Genomic DNA, 24,845 nt, shown 5'->3' with positions numbered 1-24,845 from the left:
AATGTGAGGAAACCATGAGAAATCTGTCTGAAAGGTTAGACAAATATGCCATAGGCTTGTCAGCGATGTGTGTCGTTCATTGCTTGTTTGTGCCTCTGCTGGTTGCCCTGCTTCCGGCATTCGGTGCAACCTTCTTTTCAGATGAAGCATTTCATCGCTGGTTACTGGTTGGTGTGTTGCTCACCAGTAGTAGCGCATTGTTCCTCGGGTGTAAGAAACATAATCAGTGGCGCATTTTAGGCTACGGCACCGCTGGTATCGGCGTGTTATTCTTCGCCGCCTTTTTTGCTCATGACTTAATGGCTGAGGAAGGGGAAAAGCTGCTGACGATTTTAGGCAGCGTGTTGCTGGTGATCAGCCACTATAAAAACTTCAATCTATGTCAGACCGGACGTTGTCACTAAACCTACCGACTTGGCCGCACTTTACAATCAATGCGCGGCTAAAACCTGTGCGACAATCTCTTCCAGTTTGTCTGGTTCGCTGCCCGGCCCGACCACCAGTAATTTACTCCCTGTGGTCGGCTCCCCCTTAAATGGCCGGATAGACACAGTCCCATCCGGGCATCGCTCAAAGTAGGTATAATCTAAACTTGTACCAAGCCGAGTGCAGCCCTTAACACGCAGAATGGTCTTGGGAATACGTGTGCACAAAGCCTCAATACAGGCTTCGTCTGGCAAAAAAGGCAATGCAACAGAACAGGATGCCCAATGTGATTTCTGATGCTCAAATGACTCTACACTGCCCGATACCGTCAACAGCTCTGGCAGTTGCAAGATGGCAAGCTCACTGGCGTCCTGAATTGTGGCATTCGGGTTGACCTGCTGCAGCTCATCCTTAACCGCCTGTATGCGCACGTCAGGTAAGCCAGAGGTATGGGTAAGCGCAATCAGCGAAGAGACCTTCACCTGGTTCGCTTCCAGCGCATTGTGCTCACCACGACGTTGCCAGTTTTTGACATCAACCACTGCAATTTGCACCGGCGGTTTAAAACGCGCGTCCAGTCCCACACCGAGAAACCCCATTAAACGGCAGGCGTCGGATGTGCCATTCGCTTCAATCAGTGTGAGCCCCTGCTTACGCCGTGGAATGCGATTGATACTATCGCGCAATGCCGTGATGCCGCTGCAACAAATACAACTGCCATCAAGCGGTTTTAACGCACCCTCACTGAGCTGCCCCGCCAACTGCCTTGCATCCAGCTCAGCATGCTCATAATCATTCAGGATCACATAGGGATCCCAGTCGACTTGTTGAGCTTCGAGTAGCAGGCGTTTTAACAGCGTGGTTTTGCCCGCGCCCAAAAAGCCCACCAGCACAAGGATCGGTTCCACTGTTCCTCCGGAAAAACTCTATCTAATTAGGGTAAAAAAGAAAAACACGGGCAACTCATGCCAAATCAATGCTCGAACGTAACCTGTAGCCAGTCAGCCTGATCAGCAAAATATAAGGTTTTTACCTTACCTTTGCCCTCTACATTGACCATATTAACTTGCGTTGGCCACAGTTCCCGCAATGCGCCGTTGAAAAGTTTAAGTCCTTTCACCTGCGCAGGGATTGCAGTTTCCTGGTAAACCCAGAAAAACTTACCTTCAGCTTCGAAACCGACCTCCGCCAGAAGCAGCGCTTTATCTTGCAATGAGCTTACAGCAAACTGCCCGGCCACGTACTGAGAAAACTGTGCCTGCGTTTGAGCAGAGCGGAGAATATCCGCTCCCCCACCAAACAAGTGCTCCACCGCATGCTCAGCATCATGTAGATAAAAACGATGCATTATCTCCAGCATGCGTGTCTGTTCGTTAAACAATACCGTTGTTTGGGCAGCTTTTAGCTGATGTGCATGTGCTGGCCCTGATATTAACAATAGAGCCCCAAGCGTACTTAGTAACCTCTTAATCATTTTTCTTGTGTCTCATCCTTTTCTTTCTCAGGCGCTAATTCCGTTTTAATATCCTGCATTATGTCACGATGCACTTTTTGTGTGCGCTTTTTGGCTTTAAACGCTTCCAACCGTGACGGAATGATCTGTCTTGGGTAGTGATTGTTTTCAACATCAACATCGGCGGTCTCCCAGCCTGGGTCGACAACCACACTTTGGATCTCTTTTCCTTTGTCTGTCACAATGAGCTTTCGTACTTTTTTCGGGGTTCGACGCCATATCTCTGCAGGTATGTATTGCTGCTCTGTTGTGCCATCCATATAAGTAAGCTCTAGCAAGATTGGCATCACCAAACCACCCAGATTAGAAAACTCTAAGACGTAGTAGTTTTTATCCTCCTGAACAGCACGTTCCAGAGTACGACGCTCCCAAGGTTTGAGGGATTTCAGAAACGCCTGATACTTATTTCGTTCCTTATTCGTGACTGTAAAGCGGTCATGTTCATCATAAAAGTCACGGACATCTGGGTTACGCTCAATCCACAGCGTCCGCCCCTCAGCCTTATTGCGCTCAACAAATAAAGAAGATGGCTTGTTCTGTTCAATAGTACGTAAACGGGCAAAGTCGATATCAGGGTTATGAGTATCCAGACGCAGCTTGTATACTTTGTCGATAGCGATATCTACATGATCTGTCGTATAAAACCAGCCACGCCAGAACCAGTCGAGATCGACACCTGATGCTTCTTCCATGGTTCTGAAAAAGTCCGAAGGCGTAGGACGCTTAAACTTCCAGCGTTGTGCATATTCCTGAAAAGCGAAATCAAACAGCTCACGCCCCAAAATCACTTCTCTTAGAATGTTCAATGCAACCGCAGGCTTAGTGTAAGCATTTGGACCTAAGCGAAGCACGCTGTCGGATTGGGTCATCACCGGCACCTGGATTTCAGATTTCATGTAGTCCACGATGTCTCTGGGCTCAACCCCCCAGGGAATATTAGGATCCCATTCTCGACCGGCAACGCCGTCCAAAAAGCTGTTCAACCCTTCATCCATCCAGGTCCACTGACGTTCATCGGAATTAACAATCATAGGGAAGTAGATATGGCCGATTTCATGGATCACGACCCCAATCAGAAAGCGCTTTTCAGCTTGTGAATAGGTTCGGGAGCCATCCTCTTGCAGCTCCGTTCGCGGACCATTAAAGGTGATCATAGGGTATTCCATCCCCCCAACCGGACCATTGACTGATTGAGCGGTCGGATAAGGATAGTCAAAGGAAAAGCGTGAATAGACCTCCATGGTATGAATCACAGATTCAGTCGAGTATTTCTTCCATAAGTCTCCCCCCTCTTTAGGATAAAAAGACATGGCCATTACCATCGGAGTCTCTTTACTGTTCTGATGGTATGCCTTAGCATCCCACATAAATTTGCGTGATGAGCCCCAGGCAAAATCCCGCACATTGTCAGCTCTGAATTGCCAGGTTTTTTGTTTCGAGGTGCCAGCCTTTTCGTTTTCCAATGCTTCTTCCTCAGTCACAATAAAGACCGGACGTTTAGCATGTTTGGCCTGCTCAAGACGCTCAAGTTGTGTTGCACTCAGCACCTCCTGAGCATTGACCAGCTCACCCGTCGCGCTAACGATATGGTCTGCAGGGACAGTAATATTCACCTCGTAGTTACCGAACTCAAGGGTAAACTCGCCTCGGCCTAGGAACTCTTTATTGGTCCAGGCTTCATAGTCGGTGTAAGCATGTAAGCGCGGAAACCATTGCGCAAGCAAAAAGATGTCGTTGCCACCAGGGCGGGCATCGTCAGCAAAATGTTCATATCCGGAACGTGCAGATACAGCATCTTCTTCTACGATATTAAAGGCAAAATCAATGTTAAATGTGAGCTGACTATTTGGCTTTAATGGCTGCGGTAAGTCAATGCGCATGTGTGTGCCTACAGTGGTGAAACTCAGCGCCTTCCCAACATTATCAGTCACGCCATGGATTTCATAACCGAGTTCATTATCGGCCATAAATTGCTGACGGCGAAGTTCTCCCAAGCTCAGCTTAGCAGGCTCTTTGCCATTACCAATTTGTGTTTTAGGCCCCCTGCGCCCAATGCCACCAAAATTATTGCTCTGGTTCGCCATTGAATCTGGCTTAAAGATGTTCTGGTCCAGTTGCACCCATAAATACTTCAGTGTGTATGGCGAGTTATTATGATAGGTGATTTCTTCCTTGCCAGAGAGGCGACGGCGCGCTTCATCCAGGGTCACATCTATTTTGTAATCAACCTGTTGCTGCCAGTATCGCTCTCCGGGCTCGCCGGCTGCATTCCTGTATCCATTGGGTGTCGGTAACACTTCATCAAGCTGACGAAACTTATCCTCAAAGCTGCCTTTAGTCTGATTAACCACAGACGCTTTGGCAATATCAGTCACACCCAAAGCAAGCAGTGCTACAAAGGAAAATATATATTTTTTATTATTCATATCATTATCTTAATTTTATGGGGCTCAACTGGCAGTCAGTAACACCAGCTCAGTCAATAAAGTCCAGGGTAAGCAACAAGCGCGTTTCACCTACTGCGGGAGCCGGGGAACGATGTACCAGTGCGCCCTCTTCATTACCAAGCCAGCCAGATCCTTTTAACAGGGCGACATCGCCGGTGTTGAGTTGCTGAATGTCCGATTCACTGGTGTAAATGCCCGATTCGTGATCCTTTTTGCCTTTGCTGCCCGACCCCAACTTGCTGCGATCCACTTTTTCGTGTGGTAACCACTGAGAGGCCACGCCGCCGAGTGTACTCACCAGCCGGCAGGGAATGTGATCAACATGGAACTTAGGACACATGGCTTTATTGAGTATCGTGAGCCTGAGCCCGGCACGCTTGAGTTCAAACAGCGTGCAGAACATATCCACCAGCATGGCCAGATGCTCACTCAGCGCTGGCTTATTAGCAAGCAGAGCAGACGCCGCGTGCAACGCGTCTATCGTATGCTCAGGTGTAGCCGCAATCGACAATTGCAACTCACTAGCAGAACTAAGTAGATCCGTCACTTCTAAGCTAAGCTCTTGACTAAGCTTACATTGCCAGACGCTCAGATTGATTTCTTCGCGGTAGATATCTGTCAGAATATTCGGCTCAGAGGATAGGGCAGCATACCGATTGGCAGGGATTGCTGGATTTTCATTGATGGCTAAAGCACGGGTCATGGTCTTCTCCTACATCTGCATCAATTTGTAAAGCATTCACAAATAAAGTTACAGTATAACATATCGAAGATTTTCAAACATAGCCGGACTGCCCGCAGGCAGCCCGAGTGCTTAAGCTATGGAGCGACGTTTAGTCCGCGGCGCTTAAGTAGCGCTTCGGTGGTCGGCTCTGCGCCGCGGAATGCTTTGTAAGATTCCATCAGGTCGCGGGAGTTACCCACTTCCAGAATATTCTTACGATAGTGAGTACCAATCTTACGATTGAGCCCGCCCTGAGACTGCACATAGGCAAAGGCATCTGCTGCCAGGATCTCACTCCACATGTAAGCATAGTAACCTGCTGAGTAGCCGCCCCCCATTGAGTGAGCAAAGTAAGCTGATTTATATCTGGGCGGTACATAGTCAATATTCACACCATGCTTAGCCAACGCAGCTTGTTCGAAATCAACCAGATCCTGTAAAGGCGCGTCCGCCGCCAGTGCGTGCCATTCCATATCCAACAAAGCTGCGGCAACATATTCCAGTGTATCGAAGCCCATATTGAAGCTGCGACTGGCAATGACTTTGTTCAGCAATGCTTGCGGAATAGCCTCTCCGGTTTGGTAATGCTTCGCATAGTTTTGGATGACTTCTGGATGAATAGCCCAGTCTTCCTCAAAGGTTGAGGGAAATTCAACAAAGTCGCGAGATACAGACGTCCCCGCTAAGCTGGGGTAAGTTACCTGAGACAGCATACCGTGCAGGCCATGGCCCAACTCGTGGAACATGGTGGTCGCTTCAGAGTAACTCAGTAATGTTGGCTGGCCTTCAGGGGCTTTTTCAATGTTCATCACATTGATAACAACCGGACGCTTATTATCCAGGCCTGATTGTTGCACAAATGAGCTCATCCAGGCACCACCGCGCTTGCCATCACGGGCAAAGTAGTCAGCCATAAACAGTGCCAGACTGGTACCGTCGGCATCAAAGACTTCATAGGCTTTCACATCCGGGTGGTAAACCGGAATGTCATTACGTGGCTTGAAGGTTACGCCATACAAGCGCTCCATGGTAAAGAACAGGCCATCTTCCAGTACGCGATTAAATTCAAAGTAGGCTTTCACCTGTGACTCATCCAGGTCGAACTTATCCTGGCGAACCTTGTCGGCATAGTACAACCAGTCCCAGGCTTGTAGTTCAAAGTCGCCGCCCGTGGCGCGAATTTTGTCTTTGATGGCTTGCGCTTCGGCTTCGACGTTTTTCAACAGCGCAGGCACCATACTGGCAAACATGTCATACACTGCGGTGGGTGTTTTGGCCATTTGCTCATCCAGGCCATAATGCGCCCAGCTCTCATAACCTAGTAGCGCCGCCTTTTTTGCTCTCAGTTGTGCCAACTGTGCGACAATTTCACGATTGTTGTTTTCGCCTTTTAAACCACGATAAGCGGATGCGCGCCATACCTGTTCACGCAACTGACGGTCTTCGAGCTTAGCCAGAATAGGCTGACGCGTGGTATTGGTAATTTTGATCAGGTACTGACCGGGGTGCCCGGCTTGTTCAGCTGCATCTGCCAGCTGGCCAATATACGCCTCTGACAGGCCAGCCAGTTTCGCTTTGTCCTGAACCAACACAACATTGCTTTTCGACAGTGCCAGCAAATGCTGCGAGAACTGCGTGGTTAATGACGATAATGATGCATTGATCTCGCGGATCTCTTTTTGTTGCGCCTCATTGAGTTTGGCTCCCGATCTGACAAAGCGCTTGTAAAAGACTTCTGTCAGACGCTTTTCTTCCGCACTGATATTAAGCACATTCAGCTGCCCGTAAACCTGAGCTACGCGCTCATACAAGGCTTTATTCAGGTAGATGTTGTCGTAGTGACCGGCCAGTTTGGGAGCCAGTTCAGACTGTAGCGCCCGGCGCTCTGCATTTGAATCGGTGCCAGACAGGTTAAAGAATACTGCCTGGGTCCGCTTTAGTAATTCACCACTTCGCTCCAGCGCAACAATGGTATTACTAAAACTGGCAGGGTCTGTTTGGCTGATAATTGCATTCACTTCAGCTATTTGCTCAGCCATGCCCTGCTCAAATGCCGGCGCGAAATGCGCGTCGCTGATAGTATTAAAATCCGGTGATTGATATTGCAATGTGCTTGATACCAGTAGTGGGTTGCCTTCAGTTACCGTCGCAGAGGCTGCACCTTTTTGCAAGCCTGAAGTACGATCCCCGCCCGTGCAGGCCGTTACAAGTAAGGCGGAACTCACCGCCAGTGCTAGCAACTTTTTCATCGTTGTTTCTCTCATCTGTAAAATAGAATGGATATGTTATAATATAACAAAACAATCAACAATCTTTGTTGCGCCGAATACCCGTAGATGTAAGTCGGGTTATCGAAAGGCGGTACAGGCAATTTAGCCACAGCCTGTTTCGTGGTGGAAAAGGAACAGCCTTAAGTTTTTGTTTATCTTTATAATTAATCAGGATATCAATGGCACACTTAATAAAACACGCCACCTTAGTGAATGAAGGTAATCTTTACGTTTCTGACCTCAGAATTGAGAACCAATATATTACGGAAATTGGCCCTGATTTATCGGCCAGGCCTAATGAAGCAGTCATTGATGCCCAAGGCATGTGGCTGATGCCCGGCATGATAGATGACCAGGTACATTTCAGGGAGCCGGGCCTTACTCATAAAGGTTCTATTGCCAGCGAATCGGCGGCGGCCGTCGCCGGTGGGATCACCAGTTTTATGGAAATGCCCAATGTTTCCCCTTCGACCACCACCCGACAAGCACTGGCTGACAAACAAGCCATCGCAAGCCAGAACTCAGTCGCGAACTATGCATTTTACCTTGGTGCAACACCCGATAACTTAGATGAAATAAAGGCTGTTGACCCACGTCAGGTGTGCGGGGTGAAAGTCTTTATGGGTGCCTCGACCGGCGATTTACTGGTAGAGCACCCGGCAGCCCTGGATGCGATTTTCAGAGAGTGCCCCACACTGATTGCTACGCACTGTGAACAAGGCTCAGTGATCCAACAAAATGCCGCGCGCATTGAGCGGCAATTCGGCGCACCGCAAATCATCCACCACCCATTGATCCGCGACGACGAAGCCTGCTATCAGTCGTCTTCTTATGCCGTGGCGCTTGCTAAAAAGTATCGCACTCAGTTGCACGTGCTGCACTTAACCACAGCAAAAGAGCTGAGCTTATTCAGCAGCGCCCCTTTGGCAGAAAAGCACATCACAGCAGAAGCTTGTGTCCATCACTTGTGGTTCAACGAGCAAGATTATCCGGCACTGGGCAATCTCATCAAATGTAACCCTGCCATTAAAGCAGAATCAGACAGGCTCGCTTTGCTAAAAGCCCTGCATGACGGACGTATCGATATCATAGCCACCGATCACGCGCCACATACCTGGCAAGAGAAAAACGTCCCCTATCCGCAAGCCCCGGCTGGCCTGCCACTGGTTGAACATGCCTTGCTGACCCTGATGGAACAAGTTAAACGTGGCGCAATGACACTTGAGCAAGTGGTTGAGAAAACAGCGCACAATGTTGCAACGCGCTTTGCCATCGACAAACGGGGTTTCCTCAGAGAAGGTTATTATGCCGACCTGGTGCTGGTTGATCCAAATCGCACGACCCACGTACAACACGAGCAAACCCGTTACCTGTGTAAGTGGAGTCCGTTTCATAACACCACTTTCGCGCACCAGATCCGAGCTACTTTTGTAAACGGTACACTGGTGTTTGATGGTGAAAAGGTAAGTTCAGAACACAATGCCGCACAGGCATTACGGTTTAACCGCTAAGTGAGACTCATAACCTATGATGCAACTCCCCGATATTGCGACCCATTTTGAACCAGATAGCCAGAGCCCATTAAAGTGGGTTGGTATGGAAAAAATTGTACTGCCGATGCGAGTACGCTGCGATCAGAGCATTGTCAACATCAACACACTTATGGATGTTTTTGTCAGTCTGGATACAGGTGCAAAAGGTATTCATATGTCACGACTTTATCTGCTCGCGAACGAAGCTCTGGTAGAGACTGAACTCTCCTATATGCAGCTGGATAAGGTGCTTAAGGAAATCGTTGCGTCTCAAAATGGCCTGAGCCAGTCGGCCAAATTAATCTTGAAGTTTGAGCTGCCGTTGAACCGGCCTGCGCTGAAGAGTAAGTACAGCGGCTACAATGCCTACCCGATAGAGTTACACTGTGAATACCTTGAAGGCAAAACCCACTGCAAGCTTATCAGTACGATCACCTACAGCAGCACCTGTCCCTGCTCTGCGGCGCTGTCGCGTCAGTTGCTGAGCGAGACGGTTGAACAACAGTTTGCCACACAGGACAACATTGATAAAACACAGCTGCTGGAATGGCTTAAAGGGCCACAAGGATCTGTCGCAACGCCACACAGCCAACGCTCTTATGCCTACATTGAAGCCGATCTGGCAGGCGATCATTTACCTGATTTAGCACACTGGCTTGCCCTGTTTGAAGAAACTTTGGCAACTCCGGTACAAACTGCCGTAAAACGCGAAGATGAGCAGGCGTTTGCTGCATTGAATGCAAAAAACCTCATGTTTTGTGAGGATGCGGCAAGGCGTATTAAAGCAACGCTGGAGTCCATTTCAGAAGTCGCGGATTATCAGTTTAAAGTTGAGCACCAGGAAAGCTTGCATGCTCATAACGCCGTCGTTTACGACCGTAAATTTTAAGCAAAACACACCCACGTAGCAGGGTACGTGGGTGTTAACATGTCGGATCCAGACACTGGTCATTGCCCTGCGATGCATCCCCTCACAACAAATGCTCAACCAGTCCGGCAGACTGATCTGAGACACCAAAAAGCACAGCTCGTTGACAAAAAAGAAACAAAAAAATACACTTAGCCTACATTTCGATATAACAAGCAAAGCTGAGTTTATATTCGACGTGGAATTTGTGAATTAGCATTAACAAAAAGGAACTTAATGATGATCAAAGCAGTATCAACGCTGTTTACCTTATTGATGGGGTTATATGCCAGTATGACGCTGGCCAGTGACAATATCTTTTACTTCAAATCTCAGGGTAAAGAGATCCAGGCCAGCTATTCTGGCAGCTATCTTAACCCGAGGGCTGTGACGTTTCACCTGGACTGCTCGGGTACTTGCAACCTGCAACGTTATTCAGACCAGGTATTAGCCGACTTTGTACGCGCAGTACAGAACCAGCGCAACTACCGCTACAAGCTGGTCCGCGACTGCGGTTTTCGCTGCGACCACGAACAAGGTGGTGGCGGGCAAGACACTGCCGAAGCCATGTCCTCATACAGCGATGAATACGCAGGCGATGAATACACACGCGCAGAGTATACCGGTGAAATTACACCACAAGGTTGGACGCGTACCAAGCAGTTCTTCAGGGATTTAGGTACAGCGACAATCGCCAGCACCGCCGCCAATCACGTATTGGATATTGTTGCAAGCCTGAAGAAACCGGGCGGAACCCGCTTCCAGGTAATACCGAAAAAACACACCGGTGCGCCTGCCGGTCTGTTTGAGATGACCGACCAGGGTCTGGTCGCAGTTGATGAGGTAAAAGTAACAGAAAATGGCAACCATCTCATAATAACACACCCAATGACAAATGAACTTGGCCACGAAACCACGAGACTCGACCACATTAAGAGAGCACTGAAAGATTATCTGTATGAACAAAGATATATCGAGTGTACATACACCTATGTCGAAGAGAGTCCCAAAAGGATGATGTTTGTCTACACCTGTTTTGTGAATGTAGCATAACATGCCTCAATAATACGCCGGTGCCGGGCAAACCGCCGGTGTATTACCCTGGAAACGGCCTTCAGTACCTGTTTTGCTATTGCCCGTCAGGCACCAACGTGAGTCCAGTCACATATAAACCAACCACACACAGCTTTACCCAATTAATTTACAAAAATACCGATATCTGATAACTTTCCAGCGACTGAATAAATTTCACTCAAAAGGACTTAACAATGAAAAAAACACTGTTTACTTTATTAGCCATCGCATCCGGGTTATATGCCAGTACCGCAGTGGCCACAGACGGTATGTTTGGCTTTACATCTCAGGGTAAAGAGATCCGGGTTTCCTATATGACGAATAGCAAAAACGACCCGCAGGCCTTCGCCTTTCATCTGAACTGCGCCGGCAGCTGTGATTTGCAAAGCTATACGGATCAAGTGATCAGTGATTTTGTATACGCCCTAGAACATAGCCAGCTAACCGGTTGCAATCCGGACTGCACTCAGAAAACGACTATGGCGCCTAACCATACGTTTACCCGCACTGATGCAGCAGAGCGGGCAGATGAAATAAAAAAATTCTCTGGCAGCGAAGACGAACCGCGTTTATACGTGGTGAATGGGCAGCGACCAGGCATCCCCTCCGACATACGACTTATCAACAACGGGCGCTTAGAGGCAGTAGATGGCGTGCAGTTTAATGACCTGGGCAGTCAATTCACGGTCACTTTACCCGTGTCTGGCGAGCAAGGTGCCCTTTCATTTTGGCATGACGCCGTCGAAAGGATGCTTAAAGACTATATCACCAAACCATATGAGAACTGTAAGACCAGATTTACGACAAAAAGCAATGGTCAAATGATAAAAACACAGACTTGTTCCGTCGTTGAGTCTTAACACTATGGTGCCATGTCCAGCTGCATGTGGCACTTTGCCACCAACAGCAGGGTGAAGCGCGTCCCAACAAGCTCATCTTTGTCTATACCTGGTTTGTGAATGTGGTATTACTAATATGCCTCAATAATACGCTGGTGTATTACCCTGGAAACGGCCTTCAGTACCTGTCTTGCTATTGCCTGTCAGGCACCTATGGTAGTCCAGTCACATATAAACCAACCACACACAGCTTTACCCAATTAATTTACAAAAACACTGATATCTGATAACTTTCCAGCGACTGAATAAATTTCACTCAAAAGGACTTAACAATGAAAAAAACACTGTTTACTTTATTAGCCATCGCATCCGGATTATATGCCAGTACCGCAGTGGCCACAGACGGTATGTTTATCTTTAACTCTCAGGGTAAAGAGATCCGGGTTTCCTATATGACGAATAGCAAAAACGACCCGCTGGCCTTGGCTTTTCACCTCAACTGCGCCGGCAGCTGTGATTTGCAAAGCTATACGGATCAAGTGATCAGTGATTTTGTATACGCCGCAGAGCATAGCCAGCTAACCGGTTGCAACCCGGTCTGCAACCAGAAAATGAGCCTGACCCTGGCGCCTAACCATACGTTTACCCGCACTGATGCTGCAGAGCGGGCAGATGAAATAAAAAAATTCTCTGGCAGCGAAAACGAACCGCGTTTATACGTGGTGAATGGGCAGCGACCAGGCGTCCCCTCCGACATACGACTTGTCAACAACGGGCGCTTAGAGGCAATAGATGGCGTGCAGTTTAATGACCTGGGCAGTCAATTCACGGTTACTTTACCCCTGTCTGGCGAGCAAGGTGCCTTTTCATTTTGGTATGGCGCCGTCGAAAGGATACTTATTGACTATACAACCAAACCATATGAGAACTGTAAGGGCAAAGTGACGACAAAAAGCAATGGTCAAATTATGACAACAAACACTTGTTCCGTCGTTGAGTCATAACACTATGGTGCCATGCCCTGCTGCATGTGGCGCTTTGCCGCCAGCAGCAGGGTAATACGTTAAACCCGGGTAAAGGTCATCTCCCAGTTGGTTTCCCAGCTCTCACCGTTATCTTTAGAGAACGCCTGTGCCCAGGTCGGTTGCTCAGGGTTCGTGGCATCCCAGATAAAGCGCACTTTAATGGCTTCGCCGTTATATGTTTCATCCGCATAAAAGCGGCCCACCCCCTCGCTAAATTTGCCTACTACCGGTGTATCCAGCATGCCCGGATTGCGTCCATCCAGCCACCAGATTGACCACTGGTCAGTGCGCTCGTTATATGAACGAATAGCCTTTGCTCGCACAGAGCCCTCTGGAAAATGCAGATGATTGTCTTCCACGTTGCCAAATCCGCCCAGCGTGTTGAGCGTTGATGACTCCCCTCTGAACTCGATCCACTCATCGCCGCCATTAAGTATGTCCTTCAGACGGCGGTGCTGTACCGACCACTGGCCAATCATAAAATCGAAGTCGCCGGGTGCACCAGGTGCATTGGATTGAAGCATCATCATCCCTTGTTTTAGTATCGTCATTGGCAGCTACTCTAGCATGGGCACTGTATAAGTAAACAGTGCATTTATGACGAAATCCCGACAGTTTCGGACGTCACAGTGACAGATTTAGGCCCGGCGGCAAATGCCAGCAAACGGCCCATTAGCCAACTGAACACTTCGCTCTGACCACTCAATTCGCATTCACCGTCGCATATACGCTGCAACACCTGCTGCACATCGGTGCCGGTCAGCGCAGCGACCGCCTCTGAAGTCTTTAGGTGTATACGACATACGGGTAACTGCGTCATGATTTTATTGTCCGAACTGACAGTGCCCTGAAAGATGGTCAGCGTATATTTGCCATCGGGTGTGCTGATCTCCAGCTGTAAGTCTGGGCCATTGCCAGACTGCGTCTCTTGCCCCCTTTGCAAATAGGCAAAGAATGCAGCCCACCAATTATCCAGCTTGGTTGTCTCAAACGATCTTGTAGGCTCGGACATAGATGGCCTGGCAAACAGCGCATCGACTTCCTGCATCGCATCCTGTAACGCCACCAGCGTCGCATCCACATCGTCTTTGGTGTGCGCTGCAGAGCAGATAAAACGCAAACGTCCGCGACCGGTTTCAACTATCGGATATGTCACGGCTGAAGCCTGAATGCCTTTTTCAAACAAGCGCTGTACTATCGCATACAGTTTATCTTTGTCGCCAAAATGTGGGGTCACAATCGGTCCGTCTCCACTGCCCAAATCAAACCCGGCGGCACTGAATTGAGCCCGCATATAACGTGCAGTGTCCCACAACCGCGTACGCAGTGAATCATCCTGGCTGATGCGCTGCAGTGCCGTCAGCGCCGCGGCAATATCTGCCGGGCTCACTGACGCCTGAAAAATATAGGCTCTGGACGAGGCTTTCAGCAGCTCAACATATTCAGCACTGGCTGCAACGACGCCACCCAGACTGCCCAGCGATTTGCTCAGCGTGGTCATGATAAAATCAACCTCGTCGCTTACCCCCTGCTCCGCACAAATTCCAGCTCCCTGCTCACCATAAAAACCAAAGGAGTGCGCTTCATCGACCAGTACCAGAGCCTGATAACGCTTTGCCATGCGGACAATTTCAGCAACAGGGGCGGCGCCTTCTCCCATACTGTAAACGCCCTCAATAATGACCAACACGGTACGATAGGGAGAAGCCTCAGATTCAAGCACTGAGGCCAGATCGTTAATATCATTGTGTTTAAAAGTACGGACTTTGGCACCGCACAAACGCGCGCCATCAACAATGGAGGCGTGACAGAGCTGGTCGATCACCACCACATCGTTTTCACCCAATAAGCCCGCGACGGCACCCACATTGGCGGTATAGCCCGTTGGAAATAAACAAGCGGCGGGTTTGCCCACCAGGCTGGCAAACTGTTGCTCAAATGCCAGATGCAGATCCGTTAAACCAGATGCCGCCGCCGAAGTTCCCATACCAGTGCCAAACTCAGTCACGGCCTGACGTGCAGCGTCAATGACCGCGGCATCGCGATTCAGTCCAAGATATAAGTTGGTGGTCCAGATAATCGCCTCACGCGCCTCACTGTGCTGGGCATCAGCGACCGTACCACGCGTACCACTGCCGGTGCGCAGCACCTTACTATAGGGATTAGCGCGGTGCTTACTCACCATCTGAGTGGCAGCCTGAACTAGCTTGCTTTTGTCAGCGGCCGACCACGACGCAGCCTTGGCCAAAGCAAAAGGAGGATGACTGGCACGCATTTGAAATTGTAACTCTTTAAGCGTATCGCGCAGTGGGCTCTGACGGGCAGTTAATGATTCTCCAGAGCCTAAACTCAGCAAGTGCTGAGCCAGGCGCTGAGGCGTATTAAACTCATAAATTGCCTGCACGGAGCAAGTCACATTCAGTACATTGCTCAGCCGATTGCTTAGTTCCAGCGTCGTTAGTGAGTCCAGCCCGGCCTGCTCAAAGGTTTGCGACAGCATAGTATCTGTAGCGTGACCAAGCAAAGCGCGCAGCTCTTCGCAGACAACCGCAACCACAGACTGTTCAGAATCGACTGTTTTGCTTGCTCCGCGTGGCTCTCGATCCGCTGATACATCAGGCAAACGACTACGATCCAGCTTGCCGTTGGGCAGATAAGGCAATGCATCAACAAAGCAAACATTGTTTGGAACCATATGGTTTGGCAGATGACGGGCCACAAAGGACAAAATCACATCCGGGCTGAGTGCCTCACCCTGCTGACAGACAACACAGGCTTGCAATCTGGCCTGTCTGCTTTCTCCCTCCAACACCTTAACAGCGGCTGCAGAGATACCCGGCATGGTACTCAGCACCGTTTCGATTTCTTCCAGCTCAATGCGAAAACCACGGATTTTGACCTGCTGATCCACCCGGGAAATAAAGCGTAACTCACCATGTTTGGTCCACTGACACACGTCACCGGTTTTATATAAACGCGACTCTTCAATGCTACTGTCTGGTGCAGGGGTAGCGAAACGCGCATCTGTGCGTGGTTTGTCAAACAGGTAACCCGTCGCCAGCTTGTCCCCCGCCAGGTAAAGCTCTCCTGCTTCGCCCTCGGGCACCGGCTGTAAGGTTTTATCAAGCACGTAAGCGCGGGTATTTGCCACAGGCTTGCCAATGGTGATTTCAGCCATGTCCGGGTGCAATTGCACAGCTGTCGAAAAGACGGTATCTTCGGTCGGCCCATAGACATTGATCACCCGCAGGCCCGGCTGCTGGTTATACACTTGTTTAACCAGTGCGGGGTTGAGTACCTCGCCACCAAAAATCACACAGCGCAACGTATTGGGCAGAGTATAGCCACTGAGCATGGCCCGAATGGCTGAAGGGACAGCAATACAGGTTCTGACCTTACCTATGCTAGGTAAATCAGGTAATGCCAGAATGTTTTTAGCCAGCACCACGGTACCACCGAGCAAAAGCGTGCCGATGATCTCCATCACCGACGGGTCAAAACACACCGACGTGGCTGCCAGCACACCGCTCAGTTCTTCCTCACTAAGTAACTCGCCCATGGCCGTACACATCGCAATGACATTGCTTTGTGTGATCGCGACCCCTTTTGGCTCGCCAGTCGACCCCGAGGTATAAATCACATAAGCCAGTGTCTGAGCGTCACACTCAGGGTCTGGCAGAGACAGTGACACACCGTCTATGTCGGCCAGCAAAATGTGTGTGCTCGCTCTTTGACACAACGCAGCCGACCCGCTGCCATCCACAATCACCGCCGCAGCTTTACTGTGGGCCAGCATATAATCAATTCGGGCACGCGGATACGCCGGATCCAACGGCACGTAAGCGCAACCTGCTCTGAGCACGCCAAGCAAAGTGGCTACCAGCTCCCAGCTGCGCGCCATACACACGCCTACTAATGCACCGGGCACAATGCCACTGTTTGTCAGTTTAGCGGCAATCGCCTCTGCACGGTGCAATAATGTCTGATAGCTTATTTCCTGTGTGCCATCAATCAGGGCGGTTTTGTCAGGGTGAATTTGTACCCGATCGGTAAATCTAGCCGCAATAGATAACGGCTCGTTTTCCTTATTCTGACGCTTGTCTTGCGAGCTTATCGCAGCAGCAGATATTCGCTTGTTCATATCAATTTCCTTTGTTGTTATTGTTAACGGTGCAGATGTCCTAACAGGCTAGAGCAAGCCTGTCTCGTCTGAAATGGATGTCTTGTATGGCAACAGGTACATACTCATCCGCTGTTATTCAATTAATTTCAACACAGAGGTTACATTGATGAATAGAAAGAAACTAGCCGTCTGAACTGTCAGTTATAGCGGAATATACAAACGCAGAGCTGAAGCAATGTGAAAAAAGTAAGCCGGCATGATGCCGGCTTACCGTTAAAGACTAAACAAGGCTGTCTTATAGATTACTGATCTATGGGCTATTCACCGCCACGGACCATTAGTACAACCCCCCCAATATAACTATAGAACTGTTTACCACTCAGCCCCTGCTCCAAAGAAATGCCAAATATCCTCTGACTTGACGTGTCAGGGGTTGCACTGTGAATATAGCTTTTCCCATGTGTTTCAGGTACTTGAAAAACACTCGTATTTATCGCTGGTTGAAAACACCCATGTTCAATGATACTTCGGAGTTCATGAAAATTGGGAACACGCCAATCACTGTAGCCGGCACTAGAATCCAGCTTATGGATTCGTAAATGAGCATTTAATGACGTAGAACGAACCTCCCCCTCACATTGTCTGCTCTGCGCATTCCACGATTGTCCAACCAGGCAACGATACCACATTAAGCCTGTCACGTTGTGCGTTACAGTCCCGTCATCATGAACAGTAAAGTCACGAGTAGGCGTTGTCTTGGGGATATCATCACGGCAATAGGCTTGCAATCCGTTGCTGCATAAAGCTAAAAAACAAATTACTAATGTTGTTAGTTTCATCTTATTTCCTTCTATGGGGGCACTAGTGCCCCCTTCTAACTTTACTCAGCATCCCGTACCAACAGTACTAATGCATTGTGTGTTTTACTTACTGTCAGCATCTGTACTGGCGTGGAACTAAATGTGTATGAAGAACCTGAACTCCGCCAAGCTTGCTGTGGATCCTTTGCCGAAGTGAGCTCGGTCCAAATATTCATCCATAGTTGATGATCAGGCTCCTGGCTCAATAAATGTGCCAAACCTGTCTGGTTTCTACCTGACTCAACTGATATTTGGAAAATATTCAACAGCTCTTTATTGCTTGGCATACGCCAGTCTTTGGCACCACATAACCCAGCCGTATTGACTGCCTCAACAAAGGAGGGGTAATCACAGGCACTACCGGCACAAGTTCCACCATTCTGAACCCCGGGATAACCGCCATTGGTATTGTAATCCGGGTTATACCAACTATACCTATGGCCATAATAGTGCAGCGATTCTTTGTCACTTTGTTTCACTTCCCACATCAGGCCTGTGTAGTTGTCACGCAAACAGGCATAATGCTCAGCACTATTGGGGAGCGGATTGCCTTCACTGTCTATCTTTGTCAAGTCAAACCCGGCCATACCAAAACCAACTTTAGGTAACTCACTAGCCAGATCTTTCGCATCCCGACCAAAGAAGCCATCCTGACCTTCAAGCTCATATCCACTGTAAACACCACACTTGTACTTGGTTCGCGTTTGATCCGCAAACGTTGTGGAACAATACTGTTGTCCGGTATCGTTCAGTTTACCTTTTCTGGCAATACTGCGTGCAGTCACTTCGTTACTCATCGCATTTTCGTTACCCAGATGATTTGCGGTAACCATTACGTAATAATCCACGTAATTGGAGATAGCCACTTCCACACCACTGCTCACATTCGCAACGCGTGTGCCTGCGCGCAAGGTATCGTAGTTTTGCGGCGTCAACCCAGGCTGTTTCGCATAGAACAAGGTATAGCTGTCAGCCCCTGCAACAGGCTGCCAGGTAATACGCGCTGTGCTATCGGATGTGTCGACTGCGATACTTGGTGATTCAAGGTTAAGCATAAACTCAACAGACAAGCTGCAAGCACGCTTTAGTGGCTCTGTCGTAAAGACATTGCCTGTCAACGTACCAGTGCATCCAGATACATTCTTAATAATGTAGCCTTGCTCTGGAGTTAACTGGAAAGTCGCACGCGCGTTGTAGTCCACAGAGAGGCTAGTCGGCGTAACCGAGCCGCCCGTCGTCGCGCTAGCTGTGACTTCAAACTTAATTCCGTTGAACTTGGCCGTAACCTGACAGCTACTGGTTATAGTACCGGTAGTGTACGTCTGACCATTCAGCTGACCATTACAACCCAGCACGGACTCAATTTCGTAGCCTTCATTCGGCGTTACTTGCAAGGTTACCGTATCGCCATAGGCCGCAGTAAAGGACGCTGGAGAAATGGCCCCGCCAGATTCTGCAGTCGCAGTTACCAGGAAGGTATCTTTACTAAAGCTGGCAGACACATTACAGCTGGCAGTGATCTGAGCGGTTGTATAAGTATTGCCTGTGAGTTTACCACCACAACCATTGACCCCAGTGATGCTGTAGCCTTCAACCGGTGTTAACGTGAAGCTTGCCGTGTTGCCATGTTCAACATTTTGTTGAGCAGGAGAAATGCTGCCCCCATCAGTTGCGGTCGCATTTACTGTGTAGCTGTATTTTCCGAACTCAGCAGTCACCGTACAATTACTAAGTAACGCTCCCGTAGTGTAAGTACTTCCAGACAAAGAACCATAACAGCCAGTAATAGACTTTAAGAAATAGCCATCATCGATACTCACTGTTAACTGTGCTTTATCAAACTTATTGACCTCCTGGCTGGCCGGGCTCAGGCTGCCGCCCTCGTTGGATACCCCAGTAACAATCAATTTATTGGTAGCAAAACTGGCAACCACATTACAGGACGCCGTAACCCGGTCAATGGTATACAGGTTGTTTGTATAACTACCACCACAGCCCGTTACAGATGTGACCTTGTGACCTTCATCCGGATATACCCAGACGCGCGCGCCTTCACCATATTTCACAGTCTGGGTTGCAGGTGTCACTCGGCCACCGCTACCCGCAGAGGCTGAAACAACCAGTGTTTTAAGGCTAAAGCTTGCTGATACCGTACAGTTTGCAGTCACCGCACCTGTGGTGTAAGTGTTACCAGTTAGACGACCCGCACACCCAGTCACGGCGTCAATCTGATAACCTGCATCCGGCGTGACCGTCAATGTGACTGTGCCGCCAGCAGATACGTCACTGCTTGCAGGTGTGATAGCACCACCGGTGCCTGAAGTTGCCGAGACACGATATGTGGCTTGCTCAAAGGTTGCATGCACATTACAGCTAGCGAAGATAGGTGCTGTCGTGTAGGTATGACCATTAAGTGCTCCGCCACAGCCCGTAACACTCGCAACCTGGAAGTTCGGCCCAGATGGTGTTACATCAAATTCAGCACGCTCACCATCAAGGACGACCCTGTGAGTAGGGAAAATTACACCACCGCTATTCGACGATGTCGTTACCGAATGCTCCATCGAGATAGGGTTGAAGTTAACCTTGATCGTACAGTTTTGTGTTACCGCTGCGGTAGTGACAACATTGCCGGTTGCTGTAGCGCCACAGCCTTGAGGCCAGAAACTAACGTTAGAATTAGGTGACACAGTTACACTGGCGCGCTCGCCATGCAACACTTGTTGTGACATTGGAAATACGCTGCCCATATTAGAACCAACCACAGATACGTCAACAACATATTGATTTGGTTCAAACTTGGCCTTAACTGAACAGTCTGAATGCATCGGCCCAGTCGTGTACTCATTGCCAATTAAAGTCCCGTTACAGCCAGTTACCTCTTGCGTCCAGAACCCTGCATCAGGTGTCACTGAAAACGTTGCGGTTAGACCCGATTCAACTTCCTGTCTGGGCGGTGTAATTGTACCGCCTGAAGACGCCTGAGCAGTCGCCACATACTTAATTTTAATAAAGGATGCAACGACTTCACAGTTCATATATACGGCCCCTGTCGTGTAGGTTTGCCCTGTTAACGTTCCTCCACAACCACTGACTTTGTCTATAACAAAGCCCTCGTCTGGCGTAATAGTGAATTGAGCGTGGTTGTCATAGTCCACTTCCACAGCCTGAGGCGAGATAGTCCCTCCACCAGCTGAATTTGTAGCAACATGGAAACTTTGTCGTTTAGTCTCAACATCAATTTGACAGGACTGAGTTATAGGTCCAGTTGTATAAACGTCACTGTGTTTTGCGAACAATCCACCACACCCTGTCACCGACACAATTTCAAAACCCACATCTGGCGTGATTACAAAGCTAGCTCGCTCTGCGTAAGTGACTTGCTGAGAACGAGGTGAAACCTGACCATTTGAAAAATCGGCGACAGACACTTCAAATTGCTCTTTCACAAAACTGGCGCTGATCTGGCAGTTGTCGACAATGGGGGCCGTTGTATAGGTCGAACCACTCAATGCACCACCGCATCCTGTCACGCTTTCAATTAAAAAGCCCGCTTCAACAGATACTTCTACGCTAGCCACAGCGCCATAGCTCAATAGTTGGCTCGCCGGAGTGAGACTACCACCTTCAGTGGCTTGAGTTGTGACTGAGTACTTATTTGCATCGAAGTTAGCAACTACTTCACAAGCAGCCGTGATTGGCCCGGTCACATAAGTTGTTCCTACCTGAGAGCCTTCACAACCAGTGACGGATACAATACTGTGACCTGCTTCTGGCTGTAGTTCAAACGTCGCACTTTGACCATGCTCAACGTTTTGCTGAGCAGGTGTTACAACCCCACCTTCACTCGCCAGTGCTGTAACTGGATAGACAGTTCGCACAAATTTGGCACTGACCAGACACGCCGCCATGATCGGTTTGGTTGTATACAGGTTGCCAGTTAACGAACCTTCACACCCTTCAACAGCATCAATCGAGAAACCCTCATCAGGTGTTACAGTAAAGGTCATGCTATCCGCGTAAGACACCATTTGCTGTGCCGGGCTAATTTGGCCACCTTCAGAAGCCTGTGCTTCAACCATGAACTGCTGGGCACTGAAGGCAACGGCCACTTCACAGTTCGCCATCACAGGTGCGGTTGTATAGACATTGCCATCGAGCACCCCTTCACATCCAGACACTGACGCGATCTTCTGGCCTGCATCTGGCGTCAGCGTCAAACTTGCAGACTCGCCGTGTAAGACAAACTGAGAAGCTGGAGATACCGAGCCATTGCCACTCACCTTGGTCGTTACAGCATAACTATTCTGATCAAAGTTAGCACTTATCTGACATGATTGTGTGATAGGAGCCGTCACAAACTGACCATCAATCAGCTGACCGCCACAACCCTGTATATCAACTGTGTTGTAGCCTGGCTCAACCGCAACCGAAAAAGTTGCTTGCTGGCCATGTGCAATACGCTGACTGGCCGGAGATAAAGCGCCTCCTACTGACGATACCGCTGTTACCTCATAATGGTTTAAGCTAAAGCTTGCATGCACATTACAGGCACCAGTTACATTACCGACGGTATAGACATCGCCAGACAATACGCCATTACACCCTGTCACCTCTACCAGGCTGTAACCCGTATCTGTGCTGACCTGGAAACTAACCGCTTTTCCATGTACAACTTGTTGTTGTGCTGGAGAAATACTGCCTCCTTCACTGGCTGTCGCAGATATTTCGTACTGTTTAGCAACAAACGAAGCACTCACGTGGCAGCTTTGTGTGATTTCAGCCGTAATGAACCCACTTTCCGTTAACACACCGCCACAACCGGACACTGACTCCAGTGTAAAACCTTCATTTGCAGTGACACTAAACGAGACTTGCTGACCATGCACCGCGGCCTGCTCGTTGGGTGAAATACTGCCACCAGAAGTGGCGCTGGCCGTTACCCGGTATTGCGCAGCTTTAAAGCTTGCCTCAACCTCACATGCCGCAGTTACCGCCCCAGTCGTGTACGTGTTACCAGATAATGTGCCGCTACAACCTGTGACATTATCAACCAGGTATCCCACTTGTGGTAACAAATTGAAAGACGCCACATTGCCATGTACAACTTGCTGAGTATCCGGATCTATTTGACCACCAGCTCCGGCTGTCGCATTCACCGTGTACTCACGCTGTGCAAAATGCGCATTGACGGTACAGTTAGCTGTCACCGGGCCGGTAGTGTACTGATCACCTGACAACTGACCGCCACAGCCTTCGATGTTGGCAAGGTAGTGCCCAGTTTGCGGCGTTACAGTCAGTGTGGTTGTGCCATCATAGGCCACCTTAACAGTGTCAGGGGTGATAGAGCCACCACCCGTTACTTGAGTAGACACACTGAAATACTGCTGCGAAAACGAGGCGGCAACTTCACAATTTGCAGTCGCACTTGCAGTAGTAAAAATTTGGCCCTGTAGGGTTCCATCACACCCGCTAATATTTTCCAGCGTATAACCGTTTTGCACCTGCACCATAAACTGAGCGGATTCACCATGGTACACAGTCTGCTCGGCAGGCGTTATGCTTCCCCCTTCACCACTGCCAGACGTCATCAGGTACTGGTTTAGCGCAAACTGCACATCTACCTGACAATCTGCAGTAATGATACCTGTATTGTAAGTGTTCCCCGTGAGTGTACCACCACACCCAACGGCTGATTGAATGTGATAGCCAGTGTTTGGCGTAAGCACAATCGCAGCTACATCACCGTTGTTTACCTGTGATGAAGTAACGCTACTTGTACCCCCTTCAGAAGCATTAACCGTCACGGTATGCTGCCTTGGCATCGCAGGGCCGCCGGGGTCCTGAATAAAGCCATTATTCTCCCAGTCAGCATCACCTAACTGCCCATCGGTGAGGGTCAGCGTGACGACTTTTCTGTCTTCTGAGATCTGATACAGCTCCTGAGGCAGTGCATACCAAGTGTCCTCAGCGCCGGGTTGTGCCGGGCCGAACTTATAGTACTTAATCCCTTCAGGTAATGGCTTTTCATAGACGATGTCCAACTCTACGGTTGCACCCAGCTCTGTGGTTAAGTCGATGTCATTAACAAGAAAAGGTAAGTCAATATCGGTAGGAACTGGCGGCGCCCCTTCTTCACCTGGCTGGATGATCCCTTTACTGGTAGGGGAAATACCGGCATTGCCCTTAACATTCAGCTCAACTTGCTGATCTAATTTATCATTTTTAAGTGCGAGACTCAGCGGGTGGAACTCCACTTGAATTTCACACTCTGCTGTGACAGCTGGAATACTGTATTTATCACCTGACAGTGTCCCCCCACAGCCATATGCTTTACCGACTTTGTAACCGGTTGCAGCAGAGAGTGTTAACGTCTGCTCAGTGCCCCAGTCCAGCACCGGTGATTCAGGATAAATATTACCTTCACCTGACTGAGAAGTGGTTATCTGAAAAGATTTCAAGGCAAAGACAGTTTCAATTTGGCAGTCTTGTGAGATCTTGTCCGTTGTATAGGTATTATTTTGTAACGTACCACCGCACCCAGTCATAGATTCGATCAAATGACCTTCACCGGCTTTGACTGTAAATGTCGTACTGTTGCCCGATGCAAGACTTTTGCTCATCGGTGTAACCTGACCTGAGCCGGTTACGCTGACTGAGAGCGACACATTTGTTTGAGTCGTTTTTCCACCTGATGTAGTGGGAGAAGTTCCGCCGCTGCTACCGCCTTCACCGCCTCCACCTCCACATGCACTAAGTAGCAATGCAGAGGACAAAACGGCAGGAAGGAGTAACACGGAGGCTGAGCACTTTTTATTAAGCATTTAGCTTCCTTATTATTTCTTTCCGTAGAATTTCCAATCGGCGCTAATTTACCTGAATCGAGTTCAAATGTTAATGGAGCAATTAAAATTTAAAGAATTAACCTATTGATTAGAAAAAAGTTACCCACAAAGAGAACAGTGAGAAACACAATAAAATGAACTTTTACTCTAGCCCCTAAATCACATCAATTGCTGTTTCTATCACTCAATAAACAGCACTTAGAGAAACGAAGCGGACTAATGTCTGCTTGTTTTTCGTAGCCAGCGGGGTATGGTGGAAT

15 protein-coding genes are annotated in these 24,845 nt (G+C 49.0%); 6 read left to right on the top strand and 9 right to left on the bottom strand.

Annotated elements, in window-relative coordinates:
• The first annotated feature begins 14 nt into the window (after positions 1-14).
• On the top strand, positions 15-404 hold the full coding sequence (locus tag CWB98_RS07135; RefSeq protein ID WP_138544230.1) for a MerC domain-containing protein: 390 nt from the start codon (positions 15-17) through the stop codon (positions 402-404).
• A 27-nt stretch (positions 405-431) separates the two neighbouring features.
• Here the strand turns inward: CWB98_RS07135 and CWB98_RS07130 are convergent, their stop codons facing one another.
• The 5 genes from CWB98_RS07130 to CWB98_RS07110 all read right to left on the bottom strand — a co-directional run bounded on the left by CWB98_RS07130 (position 432) and on the right by CWB98_RS07110 (position 7,359).
• On the bottom strand, positions 432-1,334 hold the full coding sequence (locus CWB98_RS07130) for a GTP-binding protein (protein ID WP_138544229.1): 903 nt from the start codon (positions 1,332-1,334) through the stop codon (positions 432-434).
• 65 nt (positions 1,335-1,399) lie between these two features.
• Positions 1,400-1,900, bottom strand: coding sequence for a DUF6702 family protein (locus CWB98_RS07125; RefSeq protein ID WP_138544228.1), 501 nt, complete (start codon positions 1,898-1,900; stop codon positions 1,400-1,402).
• Complete coding sequence (locus CWB98_RS07120) at positions 1,897-4,365, bottom strand: M1 family metallopeptidase (RefSeq protein ID WP_138544227.1); 2,469 nt, start codon at positions 4,363-4,365, stop codon at positions 1,897-1,899. Before CWB98_RS07120 ends, CWB98_RS07125 begins: the two co-directional genes overlap by 4 nt.
• Before the next feature lie 49 nt (positions 4,366-4,414).
• The gene (locus tag CWB98_RS07115) at positions 4,415-5,089 is read right to left on the bottom strand and encodes a DUF1826 domain-containing protein (protein WP_138544226.1); all 675 of its coding nucleotides are present in this window, start codon (positions 5,087-5,089) and stop codon (positions 4,415-4,417) included.
• A gap of 116 nt (positions 5,090-5,205) precedes the next feature.
• The gene (locus CWB98_RS07110; protein WP_138544225.1) at positions 5,206-7,359 is read right to left on the bottom strand and encodes a M3 family metallopeptidase; all 2,154 of its coding nucleotides are present in this window, start codon (positions 7,357-7,359) and stop codon (positions 5,206-5,208) included.
• Between the two features lie 200 nt (positions 7,360-7,559).
• On the opposite strand from CWB98_RS07110, the gene CWB98_RS07105 reads away from it, so the two are divergent.
• The 5 genes from CWB98_RS07105 to CWB98_RS07085 all read left to right on the top strand — a co-directional run bounded on the left by CWB98_RS07105 (position 7,560) and on the right by CWB98_RS07085 (position 12,736).
• A complete protein-coding gene (locus tag CWB98_RS07105) occupies positions 7,560-8,891 on the top strand; it encodes a dihydroorotase (protein WP_138544224.1) in 1,332 nt (443 codons plus the stop codon).
• 16 nt (positions 8,892-8,907) lie between these two features.
• Complete coding sequence (gene folE2 / locus CWB98_RS07100; protein WP_138544223.1) at positions 8,908-9,801, top strand: GTP cyclohydrolase FolE2; 894 nt, start codon at positions 8,908-8,910, stop codon at positions 9,799-9,801.
• Between the two features lie 255 nt (positions 9,802-10,056).
• A complete protein-coding gene (locus tag CWB98_RS07095; protein WP_138544222.1) occupies positions 10,057-10,872 on the top strand; it encodes a hypothetical protein in 816 nt (271 codons plus the stop codon).
• A 215-nt stretch (positions 10,873-11,087) separates the two neighbouring features.
• The gene (locus CWB98_RS07090) at positions 11,088-11,753 is read left to right on the top strand and encodes a hypothetical protein (RefSeq protein WP_138544221.1); all 666 of its coding nucleotides are present in this window, start codon (positions 11,088-11,090) and stop codon (positions 11,751-11,753) included.
• A 311-nt stretch (positions 11,754-12,064) separates the two neighbouring features.
• Positions 12,065-12,736 (top strand): hypothetical protein, encoded by a 672-nt coding sequence (locus tag CWB98_RS07085; RefSeq protein ID WP_138544220.1) that lies wholly within the window; start codon positions 12,065-12,067, stop codon positions 12,734-12,736.
• 59 nt (positions 12,737-12,795) lie between these two features.
• On the opposite strand, the gene CWB98_RS07080 is transcribed toward CWB98_RS07085, so the two are convergent.
• From CWB98_RS07080 to CWB98_RS07065, 4 genes are all read right to left on the bottom strand, one after another.
• On the bottom strand, positions 12,796-13,308 hold the full coding sequence (locus CWB98_RS07080) for a DUF1579 domain-containing protein (protein ID WP_249364635.1): 513 nt from the start codon (positions 13,306-13,308) through the stop codon (positions 12,796-12,798).
• Positions 13,309-13,352: 44 nt separating this feature from the next.
• On the bottom strand, positions 13,353-16,898 hold the full coding sequence (locus CWB98_RS07075) for an amino acid adenylation domain-containing protein (RefSeq protein WP_138544219.1): 3,546 nt from the start codon (positions 16,896-16,898) through the stop codon (positions 13,353-13,355).
• Positions 16,899-17,197: 299 nt separating this feature from the next.
• Positions 17,198-17,719, bottom strand: coding sequence for a DUF1566 domain-containing protein (locus CWB98_RS07070; RefSeq protein WP_138544218.1), 522 nt, complete (start codon positions 17,717-17,719; stop codon positions 17,198-17,200).
• Between the two features lie 41 nt (positions 17,720-17,760).
• Positions 17,761-24,564: an InlB B-repeat-containing protein gene (locus CWB98_RS07065; RefSeq protein ID WP_138544217.1), complete on the bottom strand. Its 6,804-nt coding sequence runs from the start codon at positions 24,562-24,564 to the stop codon at positions 17,761-17,763.
• Between the last annotated feature and the right edge of the window lie 281 nt (positions 24,565-24,845).

It is taken from the genome of Pseudoalteromonas rubra (assembly GCF_005887115.1).
GTDB classification, from domain to species: Bacteria; Pseudomonadota; Gammaproteobacteria; order Enterobacterales; family Alteromonadaceae; genus Pseudoalteromonas; species Pseudoalteromonas rubra_F.
This window is presented reverse-complemented; position numbering and strand designations above follow the sequence as displayed.